Here is a 22008-nt window from a genome sequence, read left to right on the forward strand (position 1 = left end):
GACAAACCTGTCGGCCGATGCCTCGCCACAAGCCGCCCTCCCTTTCCCGGCCCCAGGTAACGGTGATCAATTCTGACATCCTCCCGTTTCAGATTCATGCGTTCATCCAATACAACGATGGATGCCCTGCAAATCACAACACAGACATTGGCTGACATCGCACCGGCGCACCCGAATCGTCACCCCCAACCACCTCCCAGTCTGATTGTCTCACCGTCTCCTTGTCTGATCACCCATCGCCCCCCTCAATCCCTGCAATCGCCCGCCCTCTCTCCACGTTCTCTCCCCACCATGCGCACCACCCGCTCCCTCCCCACCTTCAAGCGCCTGCTGCTTCTACTCGCCACTCTCCTTCTCCCCGCCTCCATGCTCGCGGAGAACGTGATGGAGATGCGCTACGTGCTCCAGCAGGAGGAGCCCGGCGCCATCAAAGCCAAGTTCAAAGACGAAACCCTCTGGCTATCTCCCGAGATCGTCGTCAGCGATCCCGATGTCATCAAAGCCTTCCCCACCGTTTCGCGCATCCTGGACAATCCGAGCCGTACCGAATGGGCCGTTTCAGTGCGATTCAGTCCCGAGGGCGCCGAACGTTTCGACGCTCAAGCCGACAAACATTTTGGCGAACAACTCGCCATTCTCATCAATGGCAAAGTCATCTCCGCCCCCATCGTCCGCGCCCGCAAATTCAGCGGCAGCGTGGAGATCAGTGGAAATTCCACGCAGAAAGAAGCCGAAGATTTGGCCACCGCCCTTCAGCCCAAGCCCCAGGAAAAGCCATAGCCGAACCGCTTCCACGAGCCACGACTCGATGACGGCACATCAGCGCCAACGCAGGATGCTGTTCGCCACCCCGCTTCACGATTTCATCTTTTCCCGCAAACGTTCCCTCCCCGCGCCCGTTCCTTCCACCACTTCGTCTCTCCTCATCTGATTGTCTGATTGTCCCCCTGTCCGATTGTCTTCCGCCTCCCTTCCCATGCGCTCCGCCACCGCCCTCACCACCCTCCTTCTTTCCACCTCCCTGCTAAGCGTCAGCGCCGCCCCCACGGCCCCCGCTCCCGCCTCAGCCAACTGGCCCGAATTCCGCGGCCCCGCCGCCCAGGGCCACTCCGCCGCCACCAATCTCCCGCTCACCTGGAGCCCCACCTCCCACATCGTGTGGAAGGCCCCTATCCCCGGCGTCGGCTGGTCCTCCCCCGTGGTGATCGGTGATCGCATCTTCCTCACCTCCGCCCTGCCCATCGGCGGCGTCGAGGACCCAAAGGCGAACCGCTCGCTGCACGCCCTTGCCTTGGACGCCACCACCGGCAAAGCCGTGTGGGACGTGGAGCTCTTCACCGCCAGTTCCCCGCGTGCTCACCGCAAAAACAGCCACGCCAGCCCCACCGCCATCTATGAAGACGGCAAGCTCTACGTCCACTTCGGCCACCTCGGCACCGCCTGCCTCGACGCCACCACCGGCAAGACGATCTGGGCCACCCAGGAGCACGCCTACAGCCCCGTCCACGGCAACGGCAGCAGCCCCGTCCTCTTCGAAGACCTCCTCATCTTTTCCGCCGATGCCGAGACCGACCCCAAAGTCATCGCTCTCGACAAAACCACCGGCAAGCAGCGCTGGGCCTTCGCCCGCCAGTCCGAGGCCAAAAAGAAATTCTCCTTCTGCACCCCGCTCATCATCGACGTCGCCGGCCAGAAGCAGCTCATCACCCCCGGCAGCGGCGTCGTGAACGGTCTCGATCCCAAGACCGGCACCGAAATCTGGCACTTCAACTACGACCAGGGCTACTCCGTCGTCCCCCGCCCCATCTACGCTCACGGCATGATCTATCTCTCCAGCGGCTACGACAAACCCGTGCTCTACGCCATCAAAGTGGACGCCTCCTCCAAAGGCGACATCACCCCCACCAACCTCGCCTGGCGCATCGACAAAGCCGCCCCGCACAATCCCAGCATGGTCGTCGTGGGTGACGAAATCTACTTCGTCGCAGACAACGGCATCCTCACCTGCGCTGACGCCAAAACCGGCGCCATCCACTATTCCGAACGCTGTACCGGCCCCATCTCCGCCTCCATCCTCTCCGCAGATGGCAAGCTCTACCTCCAGGACGAAAAAGGCCTCGGCGTCGTCGTGAAGCCCGGCAAGACCTTCCAGGTCCTCGCCCAAAACGACCTCGCCGAACGCTCCCTCGCCTCCTACGCCATCATCGGCTCCGACCTCCTCATCCGCACGGAGGGAAACCTATACCGGATCAAGAAGTAGTAGAGCATCTGCGTTCACCGAAGGAACCAGAAGAACACGATGGCCACGGCGGTCGGTGGCACGGCGCCGAGCAGGAGGCCCAAAGGGCTGACTCCTTCGCCGCCAAAAGCCTTCGCGTTTTGCAGGATGCCGACGCCGGCGGGATTCGGCGCGTTGGCGATAACCGTCAGGCCCCCGCCAGTAACTGCCCCTGCCACCAGCGCGTACTGGAGGTCCGCCCTGATGCCCTCCACCAGGGAGCCCAGGTAGGTAAGCGCGGCGTTGTCGGTGAAGGCCGTGAGTCCTGTGGCGCCGAAATACAGGGTGGCACCATCCAGTCTTGCGATCAGCGGTTGCAGCCACCAGGACTGGAGGGACCCCAGGGTCACCAGCCCGGCGAGGAAAAAGCCCACCATCAGCGCCTCGCGCAGTTTCAGTCCATCCTGGTATTCCCGGGTGGCGGAGACCAAACCCAGGAAGAGCATGAAGACTCCAAAAAACACATCCGGATGGTGGGAAAAGCCGACCACCAGCGCGAGAAAGCCCACATGCGCCAGCGTCAGCCAGACGGGAATCGGATCGCGCTTCTTCTGCGGCGGCTCGATGGACAGCAGCTCCTTGCGAAACACGAACGCGACCATGGCGGTGGAAACCACACAGCTCGCCGCGGCTTTCCAGCCGAAGTGGGTGAGCATAAACATCGTGTCCCATTTCCACTTGGCGGCGACCATGAGCACCGGAGGCGCGGCAAAATGGGTCAGCGTGCCGCCGATGGACACATTGACAAAGAGCAGGCCCAGCGTGGCGTAGGCCAGCTTTGAGCTGATGGCGCGGTCAAAATAGCGGCGCTTCAAGAGGATGGCCAGCAGTGTCATGGCCGCAGGCTCGGTGATCAGGGAGCCCAGCAGCGTCCCCACGGAAAGCGCACTCACATAAAAGGCCACGCTCTGCCGCACAGGCAGCAGCCGGGCCGTGAGGACGATGAAATCCTCCGCCAGCCGCACCACCGGGCGCGTGGCCGCCACCAGCATGACGATGAGGACAAACTTCGGCTCCGTGAAGTTCAGGCCCTCAATGTAAACGACCGCCTCGTGGACGGAGCCTGTCGTGGCTGCAATGCCAGCAAACAGCGCCGCCGCCCACAGTCCGAAAACCACCTCCGTCTCCGCCAAAAAATGGAGAAGATTCTCCATGATGGACCCCTTCCGGTGCTGATGTGCCCAGTGCGCAAACCGCTTGACGGCAAAGGTGTGCAGCACCGCCAGGATGAAGAGGCTGGTGGCAAGGATTTCAATGGGGGTGGCATTCATAGAAAGGGCCTTTTCAAGGGGGGGCTCATACGGTACACACGTGAAGCGCCGGCCAGCACAAAGCAGGCCAGACTCAGCGCGCCACGAGGACGCTGCATGGCGCGTGCCGCACCACCTTCTCCGCCACACTGCCAAGCAGGAAGTGCTTCAACGCCGTGATGCCGTGCGTGGCGATGATGATGGCATCCACCTTGAGCGACTCTGCCAGTCCGCAGATGATTTCTCCAGCCCGCCCTTCCTGCACCACGGTGCTGACCTGCGCCCGATGCCCCGGGAAATGTGCCTCCACCAGCTCCTCCAGTTGCTTCTGGGCCGCCTGCTGCACCGCATTGTGAAGCTCGCCCGTATGAATCCGCAACCCGTCAAATGCAGGTTCTGTCACATGCACCAGCACCAACTCCATGCCTGGCTGCAGGAGAAGCATCGCTTGCCGGATCGCCTTCAGCGCGTCGTCCGAAAAATCAGTCGGGATCAGGATTTTTTGCCAGTGTTTCGGTGTGCTCATGGGAGAGTTGCGGTCTGTTCGAGGTTTGAAGGTCATGCTGGCGGGAAGAACATCAATGGCAAGCAGAGTTGGTCCCGTCTGCCTGTTCCCTGCCTGTCGCTCATCCCGCATGCCCCCGACACCCCCTGGAACCCCGCCCCCGCATTGTAATAGCGCTCCTCCCCCGCGCCCCGCAGATTCAGCCCATCGACTGAATCGCCCCATGCTCGAACCCATCTGCCTCTTCCTGGCCTACTTGTTCGAAGTCCTCATCACCATCGCCGATCCCCTGATCAGCTTCTTCCTCGGCATCCTCAGCCTCGACCAGTCCCTCACCCAAAACTCTCCCCTCGGCGAATCTCCCCAGGCCCGCGAAGCCCGCCGCTCCTGGAGAAACTGCGGCCTGGGCTGCCTGATCCTGCTCCTCCTTGCCACCTTCGCCGCAGGCCTCGCCTGGTGGGCATGGGAATAAAAGCAGCCGTCATCCCGCCCGCAATCCCCAGACCCCGCATCGTCCGGCGTTTCCTGGTTCAACGCCCTCCGCCCGCGGCCAAGTCCTCAGCCTCATGGTTTGACGGCATTGCAAGGAAGTGCTCTGAACTTGATCTCATCTATCTATGAGCACTTCTTTTCAGCCAGCGGTGTCGCTCCTCCTGTCACTGCTCCTGCTCTCCGCGTGCACCACACGCAGCGCCTACCGTCCCGTCTCGGCTGGTAAACATGCAGAACTGCACACCTACGATCAGCGCACCCAGCCTCCAGGGCGTGAGCACGAGTGCCTGGAGAAGTACTCAGACGGCAATTTCTGGCTGGGCCATGTGGAAATGACCGAGTACGGCACCTTCCAGGATCCTGCCCAGATGAGCCTGCTTGAGACCGCGGTCGATCAGGACACCCGCTCCGGCAGGAGCCTCTTTAAAAAGGGCATCACCATCGTCGTGTTTGTCCATGGCTGGTTTAACAACGCCCAGGAGAAAAACGAAAACCTCAATCACTTCCGCCAGATGCTCAGCGATCTGGGCGCGGAGCAGAGGCGGCAAAACCGCGGGGTGCTGGGTGTGTACCTGAGCTGGCGCGGTCGCTCTCTCAGCGGCATCCCGCAGAAGTTCCTCACCTACTGGAGCCGTGGCCGCACGGCGGAGGTCATTGGCCAGGGCTTGGTGGAGCCGCTGGCGCGCATTCGCAATATTCACTGGCTCGTGGCCTCCAGCGCCGGCAGGGCGGGCGGCTCCAGTCTGGACATTTTTCAAAACAGCCGCCTCGTCTTCATCGGCCACAGTTTTGGCGGGCGGGCGCTTTACGCCGCTGTGGGCAAAACCATGGAGTCCAGCTTTTTGCCGCCCTACTGGGCCGCACGCTCCTTCCCCAGAGCTCAGGGCAAAGGCTCCCAGGCTCAGGCCACCATGCAGCGCGTCACCGGTCTGGGGGATCTCGTGCTGCTTATCAACCCCGCGCTCAAAAGCCTGCCCTACCGCCCCACCCACTACGCCATGTCCAGCAACACCATGGTCAGTTACGACCCCAAGCAGCCGGTGCTCATGATGGTGCTCAGCGCCAAAAACGACCTCCCCAACAAAAGCCTCCTGCCCTTTGGCGAGACGCTCGGCAACCGCTTCCGCGACTGGTTTGCCCGCCGCGACGATGCCAAGGAAGCCCGCCAGAACATCACCGCGCTGGGTCACTTTCCTCTCTACCGGACGCATGACCTGGAGCTGATGGAGAGCGGCCAGTTCAGGCTCTCCAAGGTGGAGTCGTATTTCAACGTCCTGAAAAAAGGCGCAAACGGAGCGCCAACGTCCCTCCCCCTCAAAACCCTGCGCCCAGACCTCATGAACTTCACCGACGCCCGTGGAAACAAGCACATCGTCACCGATCCCGGCGATCCCGGGCTGCTTCCTTTCATGGTCGTCTCCACCAGCAAAAAGATCATCAACGGCCACAGCGGCTTCTGGCTTAATGAAGGAGACTCCAAAGCCTACGACTTCGTGAAGTTCTTCATCAGCGCGCAAAACAAGGCCGTGGGTGCCGCCCGTGCCGAGCAGGCCGCCGCCGCCGCCCGCGTTTTGCCCACCTCTTACTGATCCCGCCGCTGGAAGAACAAAGTGGAGCTGGGCATTCGTCATCCCGCTCAAACTTGGAGCCAAAAATCCAATTTTCAAAAGGCTCAAACCTTCTCCAAATCGCAATTTTCACCCCAACCATCATGAGCCAGCAAAAAATGGACGGCGCACAGGCCCTCATCAAAACACTCGCCGATCTCGGCGTTGAGTATGTCTTCGGTTACTCGGGCGGCGCTGCCATCCCGATCTTCGATGCCCTCCAGACCGTGAAGACGGACATGAAGTTCATCCTCGTCCGTCACGAGCAGGGTGCCGTCCACATGGCCGATGGCTACGCCCGCGCCACCGGCAAGCCCGCCGTCGTCCTCGTCACCTCCGGCCCCGGCGCTGGCAATACCATCACCGGCCTCATGACCGCCCAGATGGACAGCGTCCCCATGATCGTCCTCTGCGGCCAGACCGTCAGTTGGATGCTGGGCAAGGACGCCTTCCAGGAGGCGGACATCTTCAACATCACCGCCCCGGTCGTTAAGCACAACTACCTGGTCAAAAACACCAACTCCCTCCCCCGCATCGCCAAGGAGGCCTACCACATCGCCACCACCGGCCGTCCCGGCCCGGTTCTCATCGACATTCCGAAGGACATCTCCCAGGGCACCTTCACCGGCACCTTTGACGAGCCCATGGACCTCCCCGGCTACCACCCTGAAGAGGATTTCAAGATCGATCAGGCTGGCATCAAGGAAGCCGCGCGCCTCATCGCCGCCGCCAAGCGCCCCGTCATTCTCGCCGGCCAGGGCGCCATGATCGCCCGTGCCGACAAGGAGCTGCTCACCCTCGCCGAAACCCTCGGCTGCCCCGTCACCACCACGCTGCTGGGCAAAGGTGTCTTCCCGGAAACCCACCCGCTCTCGCTGGGCATGCTCGGCATGCACGGCACCGCCTATGCGAACAAGGCCATGGTCGAAGCCGACCTCATCTTCAATGTCGGCTCCCGCTTTGACGACCGCATCATCGGCAAGCCCACCATGTTTGGCCGCAATGCCAAGCTCATCCACATCGACATCGACGCCGCCGAGCACCACAAGATGATCAAGGTGGACGTCGCCATCCGTGGCGATGCCAAGGCCGCCCTCAGCGACCTCCTCCCCCACGTCGAAAAACTCCCCACCGAAGACTGGCTCGCCCACCTCGACGGCTACAAGAAAAAGTACCCCCTCGGCTACAAGAAGCAGGGCGGCCTCCGCATGCAGCAGGTCATCGATGAGCTCTACAATCTCACCAAGGGCAAGGCCATCGTCTCCACAGACGTCGGTCAGCACCAGATGTGGGCCGCGCAGTTCTACAAGAACGACGAAAGCTACCACTGGCTCAGCTCCGGCGGCGCCGGCACCATGGGCTTCGGCTTCCCCGCCGCCATCGGCGCACAGCTTGCCCGTCCGGACAAGACGGTCGTCTCCATCTCCGGAGACGGCGGCTTCCAGATGACCCTGTTTGAGCTGGCCACCGCCGCCATCCACAAGCTTCCCATCAAGATCCTCGTCCTGAACAACAGCTACCTCGGCATGGTCCGCCAGTGGCAGGAGCTCTTCTTCGAAAACCGCGAGAGCGGCGTCGATCTCATCGGCAACCCGGACTTCGTCAAACTCGGCGAAGCCTACGGCATCAAAGGCTGGCACATCCGCCGCCCCGCCGATGTGGAGCGCATCCTCCAGCAGGCCCTCGACTACAATGACGGCCCCTGCATCATCGAAGCCGAGTGCATCAAGACTGAAAACGTCTTCCCCATGATCCCCGCCGGTGCTGCTCTCGAAGACATGCTCATCGAGGCTCCGAAGCAGAAAATGGAGAAGCCCACCGGTTCCACGTAATGAAGGGAGCGCGGACACTCCTGTCCGCCTCTCATCTGGTCGATGAAAACCAACCGCATCATCCACGGCGATGCCCTCAAGGAACTTCAAAAACTCCCTGCAGACATTGCTCAGGCCATCATCGCCGACCCACCCTATTTCAACGTCCTCGAAGATGAAGCCTGGGACACGCAATGGAAAACAGCCGCAGACTACCTCGCCTGGTGCGATGCCTGGGTGGCCGAATCCATGCGCGTCCTTCGCGATGACGGTCTCGCCTTCATCTTCGGCCAGCTAGGCAAGCGCGAGCACACCTTCCTCCACCTCATGTCCAGCCTCAGTCAGCAGCACCAGTTTCACGATCTCATCATCTGGGATCGTGCCGTGGGCTATGACGAGCGCCGGGACAGCTTCACTCCGCAGTACGAAATGATCCTCGTCCTCCGCAAGGGCGACTCCGTGAAGTTCAACAAAGGCTCCGTCCGCATCCCCTACGACGCCGCCACCATCCAGACCTACCTCCGCGACAAACGCTACAAGGACAAGGCCGCCCGCCGCGCCCATCTCGAAAAAGGCAAGTACGCCACCAACATCCTTCGCGTCCCCAGCCTCAAGGGCATCTCCAAGGAAAAGTGCGGCCACCCCTCGCAGAAGCCCCTCGCCCTCATCGAAAAGCTCATCGCCTGCTCCACCGATGCTGGCGATCTCGTCCTCGATCCTTTCCTCGGCTCCGGCACCACCGCTGCCGCCGCCAAGGTCCTCAAGCGCAAATGGCTCGGCATCGAGAAGGACTCCACCTACTTCAAGATCGCCAAAAAGCGCCTCGCAGCTCCCTCTTCCAAATCAAAAATCAAAAATCGTAAATCATAAATCCCATGAGCGACCGCATCCCCGTCACCACCGATAAAAAGCCCGCCCCGCAGGCCGACATCATCAACATTCACACGCTCAGCGTCATGGTGAACAACCAGCCTGGCGTCCTCGGCCGCATCTGCGCCGTCTTCAGCCGCCGCGGTTTCAACATCGAATCCCTCGTCGTCTCCCAGACGCGTGATCCCCGCTTCAGCCGCATGACCATCGGCATCAGCGGCCACCCTGAAGGCCTCAGCCAGATCATCCTCCAGGTCAGCAAGCTCATCGACGTCATCCACTGCATCGAGCACACCGACCGCGACGCCGTCGCCAAGGAAATGGTCCTCATCAAGGTCGCCGCCAGCGCCTCCGAGCGCACCGAGATCCTCCAGATCATCGAGCACTACAATGGCAAGACCGTTGACCTTCAGGAAGACAGCCTCATCGCCCTGATCAGCGGCAACACCGACAAGCTCGACGCCGCCGTCCGCCTCCTCACCAAGTTCGAAATCGTCGAAACCGTCCGCACCGGCAAAGTCGTCATGGCCCGCGGCCTCACCGAGACCTGACCCGCTTCGCGGGAACGACGCCTGCCCATAATGGGATAACAAATCTTCAGATTGGTTACTTTTTATTGGATTTGTTGCTTACAAACAAGAAAAACCCAATGCAAGGAGGGCAGCATGTGAATATCAGGAATTATGTTCTAACCGGAATATTTTGTTTCACGGGCTGTGCCGCAGACCCGAAACATATCAATTTAGGGCATAAGCCCAGCATAAGAGCTGCACAATTATTATGCTATATTAAGTGTAATCTGCGTCGGCATCATGGTTTGCCACCTTTGGCTGAAAAAAAGGAGGACATATATGTCGAGATTGTGCATTTTGGAGGGAACTTTCCTCTCAAGCTGCATGACGGAGAGCAACGCGTTTTTGTGAGATTTATCAACGAAGATGTAGTGCTATCTTTAATAACATTAGACGGGTATAGTGAGGAGGACATTCGATGTGCGCTGGTTAGTAAAAATGCGCCCCCCGTGCGTGTTAATAATTTTGTTACGATCTACTAAATTAATGAGTGGCTGGGGCTTCGTCTGAACTGAATTTGCCATGTTAGAATATTTGAAGACTGTAGTCGAAGAAATTTCAAAAGAGAAAAGCCGGGCACGCTGAATTGTTGGCACCTATATTGGTCCTGTCTCAGCCATTCGTGGGCCGCCGTAAATAGGCTTAAACCTACGCTGGAATCCCGAATGTCGAATGATCGAAAAGCCAGCGCACCTCACCGTGCCCTGGCTTTTTCATTGCCCTCGTGCCTCAAAACACCGCAAGCCCACAAATCAAAATCCCCTCTCCATCCTCAGGGAGTATAGACACCCATGGCAGCGCGAGAGCGCCAGCAAAGTGGTCCGCTCAGTCCTCTGAGCGGAACGAGCGGGCGTGTGGCGAACAAGCCAGGAAAGAAGAGGTTCGGACTGTGAGTGTCAGGGAGGCATGCGTCCGCTTTGCGGCCTGCGTTCCGCTCTGAGGACTGAGCGGACCACGTTAAGAGCCCCCCCTGCGGCTGGCGCATGAACAAACCCGTTTTCAACGGTTCTTGGTATTAGGGTGAGGTGGCCCCCACACTGTCGAATCCTGCCCTAAGTTTATAACACGCCCCCCAGCCACCCCACGCTAAGCTCCCGCCACTCCATCACGCCACCCTCCGCTCCTCATGTTCATCCTCTGGCACCGCATCTGCCGCATCGCCTTCCCCCTTCTCTTCATCATCTGCGGAGTCGGCCTCTTCTTACCCCGCGTCCCCTGGATCACCCTCGTCCTCAGCACCGCATTCATCGCAGTTTGCGCCATCGGCGTCACCTCCGCCCTCCTCACCCTCGCGCTTCATTTCTTCGAGTTCCGCTTCTCCTGCCCGCACTGCCGCGGCAAAAACACCGCCTTCGGCATGCACGAAAAACGCTTCTGGCTGAACTGCGACGACTGCGGCCTCACCGAAGAAAGCGGCCCCCTCAATCTCCACCTCAAGTTCACCCCCAAAGCCGAACTCGACGCTCCGGAAGCCGAGGCCGGGTGAGGCGCCGATCTCGCTCCCGCGCCAGGCGGAAACAAAGCAGCCTTGTTGCTGTGCACCAAGGATGCGCCCCGCCTCGCCCCGGGTTCACGGATCTTCGCCGGCCTGGCTGTTTGCGTCAGCCCTCCCCTGTTCCGCAGAAACAGCCCCGCTGGCGCCTCACGCGCCATCCCCTGCTGTGGTGAAAGGCCCACGCGAAAGTGTCTGCCGAACACCGAAAAATTCCCTTGGACTAACGCCGGTCTCGGGCGAAATCGGAATGACGAAGCGGGTTCCACCAGCGTATCCCACCCTGCGCTCTCGAGCTTCGTCCTTCATTCGTCATTCCTCATTCTGGTTTCGTCATTTTCCCCTCCCCGGCATCTTCCATGCGCATATTGCATCTGACTCCCGGCACCGGCAATTTCCACTGCGGAAGCTGCCTGCGCGACCACGCGCTCATCAAAGCCCTGCGCGTCCGCGGTCATGATGCCCTCATGGCCCCCCTCTACCTGCCCCTGGTCACTGATCGCGAATTCGGCTCCCAGGAGCTCCCCGTCCAGATCGGCGGCATCTCCCTCTTCATCCAGCAGAAGCTTACCTGGTTTCACAAGCTCCCCCGCTTCCTCCACAAGTGGCTCAACAAGCCCAGCCACCTCCGCCTCGCCTCCCGCTTCATGGGCATGACCAGCCCCAAGGTCCTCGGCGAGATGACCCTCGGCGCCCTTCTCGGCACCGATGGCCGCCAGTGGGGCGAATGGAACCGCCTCATCGAATGGACCCGCGGCCATGGGAAGTTCGATGTCGTCTCCCTCTCAAACAGCCTCCTCATCGGCCTCGCCCCCTCCATTGAAAAAGAGCTCGGCATCCCCGTCGTCTGCGCTTTGCAGGGAGAAGACAGCTTCCTCGATACTCTCCCCGAGCCCTACCGCACCCAGTCCTGGGAGACCATGCGCAAAAACGCCCGCAGCGTCCGCCTCTTCATCGCCCCCAGCCAGTTCTATGCCGACCGCATGCGCGAGCGCCTCGATCTCCGCGCGGACCAGATCACCATCCTGCCCAACGGCATCGACACCACCGCCTTCACCACCTCTTCACCGGACCCAAACTGGCCCACCATCGGCTACTTCGCCCGCATGATCCACGGCAAAGGCCTCACCACCCTCGTCGATGCCTTCATCGACCTCGCCAAACGCGGCACCGTCCCCCGCGTGAAGCTCCGCATCGGCGGCGCCAAGACTCCCGCCGACGACAAATACATCGCCGGCCTCCAGGCCAAAATCAAAGCCGCGGATCTCACCAAGCGCGTCGAGTGGCATCCCAACATCAGCTTCAAGGACAAGGTCCACTTCTTCCACGACCTCACCGTCTTCAGCGTCCCCGCCACCTACGGCGAAGCCTTCGGCCTCTACGTCATCGAGGCCGTCTCCAGCGGCGTCCCCGTCATCCAGCCCGATCACGGCGCCTTCCCCGAGCTCATCGCCGCCACCGAAGGCGGCCTCCTCTGCAAGCCCGACGACCCCAAGGCCCTCGCAGACGCCCTCGAGTCCCTCCTCAACGACGACGAACTCCGCGAGAAATTCTCCAAAAACGGCGTCAACAAAGTCCGCCAGGAATTCTCCGCCACCCGCATGGCCGAACGCTTCGAGTCCATCCTCCAGCAGGCCATCACCAAATAATTAAAAAGAACGCGCCTCCCCTTCGTCCACCCCTTCCTTCCCCTTCGTCCTCGTCCTCGTCCTCCTACTCGAACTCGTCCTCGATCCCCCCGCCCCGCAAGCCCCCGCCACTCCGCATCCCCCCTTCCTCGCACCGAAGTTCCGCCTTCAGCCAGTTCCGGAAACACCCGCGCAACCGCCTCATTCCTCATTCCTCATTCCTCATTCTGGTTTCGTCATTCCTCATTCTGCCTCCCTCCTTCACCCCTCCCCTGTCCCTCCGTTCATGACTTCCATCAGCTTTGGCGAGGCCGTCCGGCGCTCCATCCAAAAAGACCCCCGCTACCATCTCGCAGCCTACGAGCTCGTGCGTGATGCCCTGCACATGGCCGCCAAAAAATTCCGCGACGAAAACGCCGAGGACCAGCACGTCAGCGGCCAGGAGCTCCTCGCCGGTTTCCGCGATCACGTCCTCTCCGAATACGGCCCCATGTCCACCATCGTTCTCGACCAGTGGGGCCTTCAGCGCGGCGAAGACGTCGGCAACATCGTTTACAATCTCATCGAGTGCGGCTACTTCGGCAAAAACGACGGCGACAGCATCGAAGACTTCTCCGGCGGCTACGATTTCCAGCACGCCTTCACCACTCCCTTCCTCCCCGCCTCGCTGCGTGAAGCCCGCGAGCCAAAATCCTCATGAAAAAAGTCCTCTCTCGTGCCGCCCCCGCCAAAGCGGGCGCCCTCTCCGTCCCCTCCCTGGATGCCGGCGTCACCACCCTGCCAAACGGTCTCGAGGTCATCGTGCGTGAAGATCACGCCCACCCCCTCGTCAGCGTTCAGGTTTGGATCAAGGCCGGCAGCATGCACGAAGAGCAGCACACCGGCGCCGGCATCGCCCACTGCGTGGAGCACATGCTTTTCAAAGGCACCGAAAAGCGCGACCCCGCGCAGATCTCCCAGGGCATCCAGGCCCTCGGCGGTTACGTCAATGCCTACACATCCTTCAATCGCACCGTCTATTGGATCGACGGCCTCGCCGAGCACGCCGCGGGTTATCTCGACATCCTCGCCGACATGATCCGCCATTCGAAGTTCGATGCCGACGAGCTCACCCGTGAGAAGGAAGTCATCCGTCGAGAGATGGCCATGGACAATGACGACCCCGGCAGCGTCATCCAGCACCTCATGCAGGGCACCGCCTTCCGCCAGCACCCGCTTCGCCACCCCATCATCGGCCATCGCGAAGTTTTCGATCAAATCTCCCGTGCCGATGTGTACGGCTTCGTCCAGCGCCACTACGTGCCCAACAATGCCTTCATCGTCATCGCGGGCGATGTCGATACCGCCGCCATCCTCGAAACCGTCCGCACCCATTTCGGCGACTGGCAGCGCCGGGCCTTTGATCCCGTCCTCCTCCCCTCGGAGCCGCCCCAGCGTGGCAGCCGCACCGCCGCCAAAAACTTCTCCACCGAGCTCACCCGCATCGCCCTCGGCTGGCAGATCCCTGGAGAAAACCACGCGGATAAGCCCGCGCTCGATGTCCTCGCCTTCCTCCTCGGCTCCGGCCGCAGCTCCCGCCTCTATCAGGAGCTCCGTGAGAAGCGCAGCCTCGCCCATTACATCTGGGCCGGCGCCTGGTGCGCCCCCGAAGTAGGCCTCTTCAATGTCGAGGCCGAGTGCAATCCCGCCGATGCTGAAAAGCTCAAGAAGGGCATGCTCGAAGTCATCGCCGTCATGCAAAAGAGCGGCCCCGGCCGTGCCGAGCTCGAGAAGGCCGTGCGCGCCACCCTCAGCAGCCAGCTTCGCACCCTCAGCACCGTCAAAGGCCAGGCCAGCAGCCTCGGCAATGGCTGGCTCCTCTCCGGCTCGCTGGACTACCAGACTCAGTTCCTCGCCGCCATCTCCGCCCTCACGCCGGAGCTCATCCGCGATGCCGCCCGCCGTTACCTGCAGCCCGAAAACATGTGCACCGTCGTCGTGGGAGATGAAGTCGAGTCCGGTGGCAAAGCCAAAGCCACCACCGACTCCGCACGTCCGGACATCCAGCGCTTCAAGCTCAAAAACGGCCTCATCCTCGTCGTCGGCGAAAACCCCCGCCTCCCGCTCGTCAGCGTCCGCACCAATTTCCTCGCCGGCGTCCTCGCCGAGACGGACCTCTCCGCCGGCGTCACGCAGATCTCCGCGCAGATGCTCCTCAAGGGCACCAAAAAACGCGCCGCCGCGGAGATCGCCTCCGAGCTCGAAAACCGCGGCGGCAGCCTCATCTGCACCGCGGACGCCCACCGCTACATGATCGGCGCCGACGTCATGCGTGGCGATGAAGCCGACGCCCTCGACCTCATCTCAGATCTCATCCTCAATCCCGCTCTTCCGCAGCCTCAGCTCGCCGAGGTCAAGAAGCGCCAGATCGCCAATATCCTCGAAGAAAAAGAAGACCCGCTCACCGTCGCCATGCGCAAGGCCCGCCGCGAGATCTTCGCCGGCCAGCCCTTCCACCGCACCGCTCTCGGCAGCGAGGAAACAGTCACCGCCCTCAAGCTCGCCGACTGCCGCGCCATGCTCCACGCCAGCTTCGCCACCGGAAACGGCGTCATCTCCGTCTTTGGGGATGTGAAGGCTGAAGTCGTGAAAGCCCAGGTGGAAAAAGCCTTCGCCAAGCTCCCCCGTGGCAACCGCCAGATCGCCCTCGGCCGCGAATACCACGCCAGTGCCAAGCCCGCCGCCTGGACCGAACATCTCGACAAAGAGCAGGCCGTCCTCGTCGTCGGCTTCCGCACCGTCGGCCTCGAAGACCGCGACGTCCACGCCCTCAATCTCATCGACGAAGCCTGCAGCGACATGGGCAGCCGCCTCTTCAACCGCATCCGCGAAGAGCTCGGCCTCGCCTACTACGTCGGCGCGCAAAACTTCGCCGCCATGGGCGCCGGCGCCTTCTACTTCTACGTCGGCACCGACCCCAAAAAAGTGAAGCTCGCCGAAAAGGAGCTCATGGCCCAGATCAACGACCTCGCCACCAACGGCCTCCAGTCAGACGAGATCGACCGCGCCCGCGTCACCTGGCGCTCCTCCTGGCTGCGCTCCCAGCAGGGCAACACCGGCATGGCGGACGTCTGCGCCTGGAACGAAATCAACGGCCTCGGCTGGGACCACTTCCAAAAGCTCCCCGGCATCATGTCAGACATCAGCTCCAAGGAGATCCAGCGCGTCGCCGCCAAATACTTCGGCGACAAAAAAGCCTTCATCGTCCGCGTCCTCCCCAAGTAACCAAGGACAGGGGGAACTCCGTTCCCCCAAGGAGTGGGGGACTCCGTCCCCCAACAAGGATTGGGGGACTCCCGTCCCCCACTCTGCAGCATTCTCCAAAACTCATTCCCAGAATGCGCATGCCGATGCCGCAGCCCTTTTTGTAGCGCGGAGCCGTAGCGAAGCGGAGACAGCCGAAGGCAATTCCGATACCGCGTCGGCACCGAATCGACATCAAAACACCGCCCCACATCGGACACCACCGCCCCCGTACTGCACATTCGCGTCCAGGCGAAATAACCACCACACCCCAAGGCGTGGGGGACTCCTGTCCCCCACTCCCAATAACTTCCACGTCTCAGCAACTCGTCTGCGCACGTAGTTCGCGGCTGCGCAGCAGCCCGTTCCGGCCCCCCGTTCGTAGTTCGGGCTTCAGCCCGTTCTGGAAGCCCCGCATCACCCAAAATTCGAAACCAGCCAGCGCAAGTATTGTAGTACCGGCTTCAGCCGGAATCTGGAAGCTTTCTTCGTGCAAGCGGTTCCCAAATAAGCTCCCCCAGGTAACTCCCCGATCCACAATCCAGCCGCCTCGAGTTCAGGTACTCTGCAGCGTTTGCCAAACCTCACTTCCACATGCCGCGCAGCCCTTTTTGTAGCGCGGAGCCGTAGCGAAGCGGAGACAGCCGAAGGCAATTCCGATACCGCGTCAGCACCGAGTCCACATCGAAACACCGGTCCACTTCGGACTCCACCACCCCGGCACTCCATCTTCCGGAAACGAATTTCACAATCCGCCATACCAGCCCAGGCCTGGCTCTCCACCCGTAGGTTGGATGTCTTTGGCGGCAAAGCCCCTCCCACGTTCCACAGCCCCCTTCGCCAAACCGTCCGACCACCAGCGCGTCCCCCACGCGTCCCCGGAACTCCCACAAGCCCAAGTCCGCGTGCCCCCTGGCACCGCTGCAATCACCCGCATACCACTCAATACCACGATTCATTAAACAAGCTCCGTGCTTCCCTCTTACCCAGGCCACCCAGGCCGCACAACTCTCCGCCAGCTCCATTACCCACGCTCGCTCAGCCACCTCCGCACAACCCCAAAGCGAATCCCCTCTCCCCCTCGACGGCATGGCAATGCTCTCAAAATCTCCTTGGGGGAGAGGCAGGGTGAGGGGCCATCCCAAGCTCGCGAAGATCCGCTCTTCGTCGCCACACTCCTCGCGGATCCCCTCATCAGCGTGATCCAAAATCTCCGGCAGCCGCATTTATTGAGGATTGCATAATAGACTGACTGCTTTGCCTTGAAGGCCAACGGCCTTCCGCAATACAGCCCAGGGGTGCCGAGCTTTAGCGAGTGCTCCCCTGGGTTTTGGCAGCCACTCCGGGAAGCGAACCCATCATCTGCTTCACGCGCCCCGTCTTCCAGAAGCGTCTCCCGGCTATTTCGCCGCGGGAGAGCTTGTGCCTCCGCCACACATCACGCCCCGGCTCCAGCCGGAGCAGCCTCACCATTCGCGTCAGCCTGTTGAGCAAGCCTCAATAAAAACCCGCGGCGAATTTCAATTTTCCAAATTTCCTATCCAAACTTGGCCCAGCGCCTGCTCTATCCATCACTCAGTTGGGGCGCAAGCTTCACAAACATTTCTCAGGTTCGCCTGAGGAAACACACAACGAGCTGGGGAGTCGCTTCATGGTTGGGACTCCTTGGTCACCTAAAGGCCCGGAAGGATTTTGGTTGGGTCCTTCCGGGCCGAGTTGTCTCCAGACACCGGCATCGCCTCACTCGGCCACCGCCATCAAAGCGGTTTTCAAAACTCAATTCCGCTTCGGTTTGCCGCAAAGCAGCAGCGGCGCAGAGGAGGCAGAAATAAAATTCATTCTCTGCTCACTCTGCCTCTCCGCCCTTCTGACTAACTGCGGTCCAAATCTCCGGCCATTCCCTTGCTCCTTCATTCCTTTGCCAAAAAACAGCGCTCCCTTTCTCGAACAGCCTCCGCCGTTACTCTCTGTTCCACAGTCGAGTCGCCTTGAGTTCAGGTGCTCCGCGGCAAAAACCGAACGTCCCTCCAGCTTCGAAATGCCCCAGCCCGCTTTTCCGGAAACCAGATGCCAGGCACGAATGGCACTCGGTTAAGGCGTGTCGTCGCGGTTTTTGGTGTTCTGGCGGACAGGGGCGCATGCGAGCCGCGACAGCGTCTTGGAGTGCGTGCGGGAAGCGTAGCGCCACGCCGCTTTTCGCAGGCCGGACGGCGTGGGAAGACCTGAGAACGCTCGACGCCCCTGCGAAAGCGGTGTCGTCGATGCAGGCTTGCGCCGTGCATCTCTGTCACCGCACGCCAAGACGCTGTCGCGTTTCTTCCTAACAGTCTTCAAAATCCACGATAACAACTCTTAACCGAGTGCCATTCATGCCAGGCACATGTTTCCTCTATTGCGCGCGATGGGCGCCAACTTTTACACATCGCTCCATCTTCCCCACCAAACTTGGCCCGCAGCCTGCTCTATCCAAGAGTCAGTTGGGGCGCAAGCTTCACAAACATTTCTCAGGTTCGCCTGAGGAAACACACAACGAGCTGGGGAGTCGCTTCATGGTTGGGACTCCTTGGTCACCTAAAGGCCCGGAAGGATTTTGGTTGGGTCCTTCCGGGCCGAGTTGTTTTCAGGTCCGGGACCTCGGTCCCCTTGCAGGCCGGAAAGGAAGTGCGTGCAATTTTCCGCTTCCTCCCACGTTCGAGGGACCACTGCCGCATCCCTCCCCCTCCACCATGAGCCATTTCTCCACCACCACAAAAGGTCCGGCGAGCCCCTCCCAGACCATCCCAGTTCAGGTTCTGTCTGCCGTGCTTTCTCTCGCTGCGTTGTTTCTCACCTCTTGCAGCTTGCCCAATCAGGTCGGCGGCCTGCCACGCATCAGCCGTCAGGAGGCCGTCGCGGCCGTCGCAGAGTGCGCCAATGAAGGCATTCAAGTGTGGGCGTGGCCGAAGAACGCGCGCGACCGTTTCGCCAATCAGCGCGTCGCACGAGTCCAGTTGTTCCGGGTGGAGGGAAACCAGTTGGCGTACCAGCTTTTCCGCCACGTGACGGTGAGCACGGAAAGGCTGGGGAACATTTATCGTTCGTCGTTTCGGGAGGAGCTGATCGCCACGGAGCGCCTTGATCTGGCAGGCGTGGCCACCGTGCACTACAACCAGCGCGGAAACTGGTTCTTCCTGGTACTGCGCGATGCCGGCGGGCGCGTCTTGCTGCGGCTCTTCGCAGGAAATTCGCTGCCAGGGGCCCGCCTGCGGCACCTCGCGCAGGCGTTTATGACGCTTTGCCCGAACGCGCGTCCGGGCCCCAGTGAATCGCGACTTCACGACTGACGAAGTCCCCCCCACCAGACTTAGCCGCACGCTCCACGGCGACAAGCGAACATCCGCAAAAAGCGCCCGGCTACTGCACGTTCGCCTGGCGTACCGCAAGGCTGTCCCAAGCGCATACTGTAGAGCAGTTCGTGCTGCCCAGGCCCGCGGGCGAGAGGGGGCGGCTCAATCAATCTGAATCCGCCGCTCCTTTTCATGCACCGGCTCCGCGATCCCCTGCGGTGCCTTCACCGGTTTGCTTTCCTCCTTTTTCTTCCACGCCCCAGCCAGCGTCTTCGCTTCTTTGATCTGCTCCGCCGTCATGGAAAGTTCCACCGTGGCCAGGTGCGCATCTGCGGCGTTGTTGCCCTGCCTGGCCGCCAGGCGGATCCACATCGCCGCCCGCACCATGTCTTTCTCCACGCCCTCCCCTCGTTCATGCTGGATGCCCAGCCAGAGCTGCGCGAGCGCAAAGCCCTTCTCGGCAGCCTGGCGGAAATAGCGCACGGCCTGGGCGGCATCCTTCGGCAGGCCTTCTCCCTTGAGGCTGCACTCTCCCAGGCAAAAAAGGGCCGGCTCCAGGCCCTGCTCCGCGGCAAGGTGATACCACTTCATGGCCTCCGTGGCGTCTGCCTCCACGCCACGGCCGTGGAGGCAGCACCAGCCGAGACTGCACTGCGCTTCGGCATTGCCCTGCTGGGCTGCGAGGCGGTACCACCTCACGGCCTCGGCGGCGTCCTTGGCAGTGCCCGTGCCTTCGAAGCAGCACATGCCCAGTTTATACTGCGCCTCGTCCTGCCCCTGCTCGGCGGCTCGGCGCAGCCACCTCACGGCTTCCTCCCTGTCCTGCGGCATTCCATTGCCTGAGTAATAGCGGAGGCCCAGCATGGCCTGCGCATACGGATAGTTTCGCCCGGCGGCTTTGCTCAGCCACTCGACCGCTGCCTTGGTGTCTTTGGCCACGCCAAACCCTTGTTGATAGCAGTAGCTAAGGTAGCACTCGGCCCTGGGGTTGCCGCCTTCGGCGGCGCGGCGCAGCCACTTCACGGCTTCAGTGCGATCTTGCGCGACTCCTTGGCCCTTGAGAAACCGGCTGCCCAGCTCAGCCTCTGCATAGCTGTTGCCCTGATCGGCCGAGAGCCGCAGCCACTTCAGGCCTTCGGCTTCGTCTCTGGCAACGCCGAACCCTTCGAAGTAGCATTCGCCTAAAAAGCGCTGCGCGTTATTCTCGCCTTGCTCCACGGCGAGTCGGATCCACTTGACCGCGAGAGCCGCGTCCTTGCCCACGCCTTCACCTTCGTGATAACAGTAGCCGAGGTAGGCCTCCGCTTCGGCGTATCCTTGATCGGCGGATTTGCGCAACCACCTGGCGCCCTCCGCCGCATCTTTGGCCACACCTTTGCCCTGCAGATAGGCGTAGCCCATCTGAAACTGCGATTTGGCCTCGCCGTTTTCGGCGTGGGCCAGGGTTCCTTCCAGAGGTTTGGTGAAGCCGGAGGTGGTGCCTGAAAGGTGCTCCACCAGGCGCTGGGCCTGATGGGTCAGCGGATCGTCTTTGCCGAGCGCCCTCAGGCAGCCTGCGCAGGCGCGTCTGGCATAGGTGGCGGCTTGCTCTGTTTTTTTCTGAGCTTCCAGGGAGCGTGCCAGGTAGTAGCAGGCCCTCAGCGTGTCTGGATGCTCAGGGCCGGACACCCGCTCGCGGACGGCCAGCACGCCACGGTATTCCGTCTCGGCGGCGGCGTCTTTATCCTGCTTGGACAGGACTATGGCCAGGTTGACCTGGCTGGCCAAAGTGTCCGGATGCTCCGGCCCGAGCACCCGTTTTTGGAGGGGAAGCACCACGCGGATCTCCCGCTCGGCCTCGGCATATTTTTCGGCCCCCACCAAAACGGCCGCCAGTACCATGCGGCAGTACAAGGTGTCCCGGTCTTCACGGCCGAGCACGCGCTGAGAGGTGGAGATCAATGCACGCGCCAGGGATTCGGCCTCGGCATAGTTTTGCAATTTCAGCAGCAGATTCGCCAGATTGGCCCGATCCTGCAAGGTCTCCCGATGCTCCGGGCCCAGCGTCCGCTCACTGCTGGCCAGCACCTGGCGCAGCACGGGCTCGGCATCGAGCAGCTTGCCCTGCTCGATCAGGAACGCAGCAAAATTACCGCGCGCCTTCAGGGTGATGGGGTCATCCTCACCCAGGACACGCGTCAGTGCGGGAAGCAGGTCCCGCATCTGAACTTCCGCGGCTGCATGCTTGTCCATCGCCAGCAGGGTCGCCGCCAGTCCCATCCTCGCATGCAAAGTGTCGCGGTGCTCCGGGCCGAGCGTTTTCGTGAGTTCATCCACCTGCGCCTGAAAGGCTTTTTCCGCCTCAACATACTTGCCGGCAGTGGCGAGCGCACGGGCCGCATCATACGCTTTCTGGTTGGCATCCCCAGCAGCCGGGATGTCTGCGCCGGCGCACATGAGGGCCGAGATTAAAAGGAAGGCGGCAAGTACTTTCATGGAGAAATGGGCTCTAGGCTCAGGCTGCAAGGTAACATAACGGCCCGGAAAAATACCAGCCATTTGAAACACGCCCAGTCGCATCAGCTCTCCGGTCGCGCTGGTTTAAGCCGCCCGCCCCCGGCGCACCATCACCCCGCTCCGACGGCAGCCTGCTTAGCTTCCCTGTCGCAAATCTTCGTTCGCCTCCGTGTCCGCGTCGCAAAAAAGCTCGCGCCGCCAGGACAGCTCTCAAAAAACACAGCGCAGGCCACCCAAAAGCCCACATCCGCTTCGCCGCCGGCTCACGAAATCTTCGACGACACCAGCGCAAACCACGGGCAGACAGACGGCTCCTCACCACCTCACGCGACCATGGCAGAGAAGCCTCATTCCACGCACACGATAGGCTGTAAGCTCATGGAGTATCGGAATACCAGC

Annotated in this window: 15 protein-coding genes; 12 read left to right on the plus strand and 3 right to left on the minus strand. The window is 61.5% G+C overall.

The features are described 5' to 3' along the window. Window positions 1-291 precede the first annotated feature (291 nt). The gene (locus tag ACILSQ_RS06595; RefSeq protein ID WP_395742796.1) at window positions 292-780 is read left to right on the plus strand and encodes a SecDF P1 head subdomain-containing protein; all 489 of its coding nucleotides are present in this window, start codon (window positions 292-294) and stop codon (window positions 778-780) included. Window positions 781-976: 196 nt separating this feature from the next. Continuing rightward, window positions 977-2260 carry a PQQ-binding-like beta-propeller repeat protein gene (locus ACILSQ_RS06600; RefSeq protein ID WP_395742797.1) on the plus strand — a complete coding sequence of 428 codons (1284 nt, stop codon included), beginning with the start codon at window positions 977-979 and terminating at the stop codon, window positions 2258-2260. Between the two features lie 14 nt (window positions 2261-2274). Here the strand turns inward: ACILSQ_RS06600 and ACILSQ_RS06605 are convergent, their stop codons facing one another. Next, a complete protein-coding gene (locus tag ACILSQ_RS06605) occupies window positions 2275-3549 on the minus strand; it encodes a putative Na+/H+ antiporter (protein ID WP_395742798.1) in 1275 nt (424 codons plus the stop codon). Between the two features lie 73 nt (window positions 3550-3622). Further along, window positions 3623-4054: a universal stress protein gene (locus tag ACILSQ_RS06610; protein WP_395742799.1), complete on the minus strand. Its 432-nt coding sequence runs from the start codon at window positions 4052-4054 to the stop codon at window positions 3623-3625. A gap of 202 nt (window positions 4055-4256) precedes the next feature. On the opposite strand from ACILSQ_RS06610, the gene ACILSQ_RS06615 reads away from it, so the two are divergent. From ACILSQ_RS06615 to ACILSQ_RS06660, 10 genes are all read left to right on the plus strand, one after another. Then, a complete protein-coding gene (locus tag ACILSQ_RS06615) occupies window positions 4257-4505 on the plus strand; it encodes a hypothetical protein (RefSeq protein WP_395742800.1) in 249 nt (82 codons plus the stop codon). A gap of 145 nt (window positions 4506-4650) precedes the next feature. Next, on the plus strand, window positions 4651-6114 hold the full coding sequence (locus ACILSQ_RS06620; protein WP_395742801.1) for a hypothetical protein: 1464 nt from the start codon (window positions 4651-4653) through the stop codon (window positions 6112-6114). A gap of 122 nt (window positions 6115-6236) precedes the next feature. Then, a complete protein-coding gene (ilvB, locus tag ACILSQ_RS06625; RefSeq protein WP_395742802.1) occupies window positions 6237-7964 on the plus strand; it encodes a biosynthetic-type acetolactate synthase large subunit in 1728 nt (575 codons plus the stop codon). Window positions 7965-8006: 42 nt separating this feature from the next. Further along, window positions 8007-8813, plus strand: coding sequence for a DNA-methyltransferase (locus tag ACILSQ_RS06630; RefSeq protein ID WP_395742803.1), 807 nt, complete (start codon window positions 8007-8009; stop codon window positions 8811-8813). A gap of 5 nt (window positions 8814-8818) precedes the next feature. Then, entirely contained in the window at window positions 8819-9364 is a 546-nt protein-coding gene (ilvN, locus tag ACILSQ_RS06635; RefSeq protein WP_395742804.1) for an acetolactate synthase small subunit, read from the plus strand. A 1147-nt stretch (window positions 9365-10511) separates the two neighbouring features. After that, entirely contained in the window at window positions 10512-10871 is a 360-nt protein-coding gene (locus ACILSQ_RS06640) for a hypothetical protein (protein ID WP_395742805.1), read from the plus strand. A gap of 365 nt (window positions 10872-11236) precedes the next feature. Next, window positions 11237-12526 (plus strand): glycosyltransferase family 4 protein, encoded by a 1290-nt coding sequence (locus tag ACILSQ_RS06645; RefSeq protein WP_395742806.1) that lies wholly within the window; start codon window positions 11237-11239, stop codon window positions 12524-12526. A 265-nt stretch (window positions 12527-12791) separates the two neighbouring features. After that, complete coding sequence (locus ACILSQ_RS06650; protein ID WP_395742807.1) at window positions 12792-13205, plus strand: Minf_1886 family protein; 414 nt, start codon at window positions 12792-12794, stop codon at window positions 13203-13205. Continuing rightward, complete coding sequence (locus ACILSQ_RS06655) at window positions 13202-15769, plus strand: M16 family metallopeptidase (RefSeq protein ID WP_395742808.1); 2568 nt, start codon at window positions 13202-13204, stop codon at window positions 15767-15769. Before ACILSQ_RS06650 ends, ACILSQ_RS06655 begins: the two co-directional genes overlap by 4 nt. Window positions 15770-18513: 2744 nt before the next feature. Further along, window positions 18514-19110, plus strand: coding sequence for a hypothetical protein (locus ACILSQ_RS06660; RefSeq protein WP_395742809.1), 597 nt, complete (start codon window positions 18514-18516; stop codon window positions 19108-19110). 165 nt (window positions 19111-19275) lie between these two features. Here ACILSQ_RS06660 and ACILSQ_RS06665 read toward each other — a convergent pair whose 3' ends face one another. Next, window positions 19276-21588 carry a tetratricopeptide repeat protein gene (locus ACILSQ_RS06665; protein ID WP_395742810.1) on the minus strand — a complete coding sequence of 771 codons (2313 nt, stop codon included), beginning with the start codon at window positions 21586-21588 and terminating at the stop codon, window positions 19276-19278. Window positions 21589-22008 lie beyond the last annotated feature (420 nt).

The organism is Prosthecobacter sp. (genome assembly GCF_044227185.1).
Taxonomy (GTDB): Bacteria; Verrucomicrobiota; Verrucomicrobiia; order Verrucomicrobiales; family Verrucomicrobiaceae; genus Prosthecobacter.

What these genes read in the sequence shown, in the direction of transcription:
- ACILSQ_RS06610 (WP_395742799.1), bottom strand. Translation starts at nt 4,054, where the DNA reads ATGAGCACACCGAAACACTGGCAAAAAATCCTGATCCCGACTGATTTT.
- ACILSQ_RS06665 (WP_395742810.1), bottom strand. Translation starts at nt 21,588, where the DNA reads ATGAAAGTACTTGCCGCCTTCCTTTTAATCTCGGCCCTCATGTGCGCC.
- ACILSQ_RS06655 (WP_395742808.1), top strand. Translation starts at nt 13,202, where the DNA reads ATGAAAAAAGTCCTCTCTCGTGCCGCCCCCGCCAAAGCGGGCGCCCTC.
- ilvB (WP_395742802.1), top strand. Translation starts at nt 6,237, where the DNA reads ATGAGCCAGCAAAAAATGGACGGCGCACAGGCCCTCATCAAAACACTC.
- ilvN (WP_395742804.1), top strand. Translation starts at nt 8,819, where the DNA reads ATGAGCGACCGCATCCCCGTCACCACCGATAAAAAGCCCGCCCCGCAG.
- ACILSQ_RS06660 (WP_395742809.1), top strand. Translation starts at nt 18,514, where the DNA reads ATGAGCCATTTCTCCACCACCACAAAAGGTCCGGCGAGCCCCTCCCAG.
- ACILSQ_RS06650 (WP_395742807.1), top strand. Translation starts at nt 12,792, where the DNA reads ATGACTTCCATCAGCTTTGGCGAGGCCGTCCGGCGCTCCATCCAAAAA.
- ACILSQ_RS06615 (WP_395742800.1), top strand. Translation starts at nt 4,257, where the DNA reads ATGCTCGAACCCATCTGCCTCTTCCTGGCCTACTTGTTCGAAGTCCTC.
- ACILSQ_RS06605 (WP_395742798.1), bottom strand. Translation starts at nt 3,549, where the DNA reads ATGAATGCCACCCCCATTGAAATCCTTGCCACCAGCCTCTTCATCCTG.
- ACILSQ_RS06595 (WP_395742796.1), top strand. Translation starts at nt 292, where the DNA reads ATGCGCACCACCCGCTCCCTCCCCACCTTCAAGCGCCTGCTGCTTCTA.
- ACILSQ_RS06600 (WP_395742797.1), top strand. Translation starts at nt 977, where the DNA reads ATGCGCTCCGCCACCGCCCTCACCACCCTCCTTCTTTCCACCTCCCTG.
- ACILSQ_RS06620 (WP_395742801.1), top strand. Translation starts at nt 4,651, where the DNA reads ATGAGCACTTCTTTTCAGCCAGCGGTGTCGCTCCTCCTGTCACTGCTC.
- ACILSQ_RS06630 (WP_395742803.1), top strand. Translation starts at nt 8,007, where the DNA reads ATGAAAACCAACCGCATCATCCACGGCGATGCCCTCAAGGAACTTCAA.
- ACILSQ_RS06640 (WP_395742805.1), top strand. Translation starts at nt 10,512, where the DNA reads ATGTTCATCCTCTGGCACCGCATCTGCCGCATCGCCTTCCCCCTTCTC.
- ACILSQ_RS06645 (WP_395742806.1), top strand. Translation starts at nt 11,237, where the DNA reads ATGCGCATATTGCATCTGACTCCCGGCACCGGCAATTTCCACTGCGGA.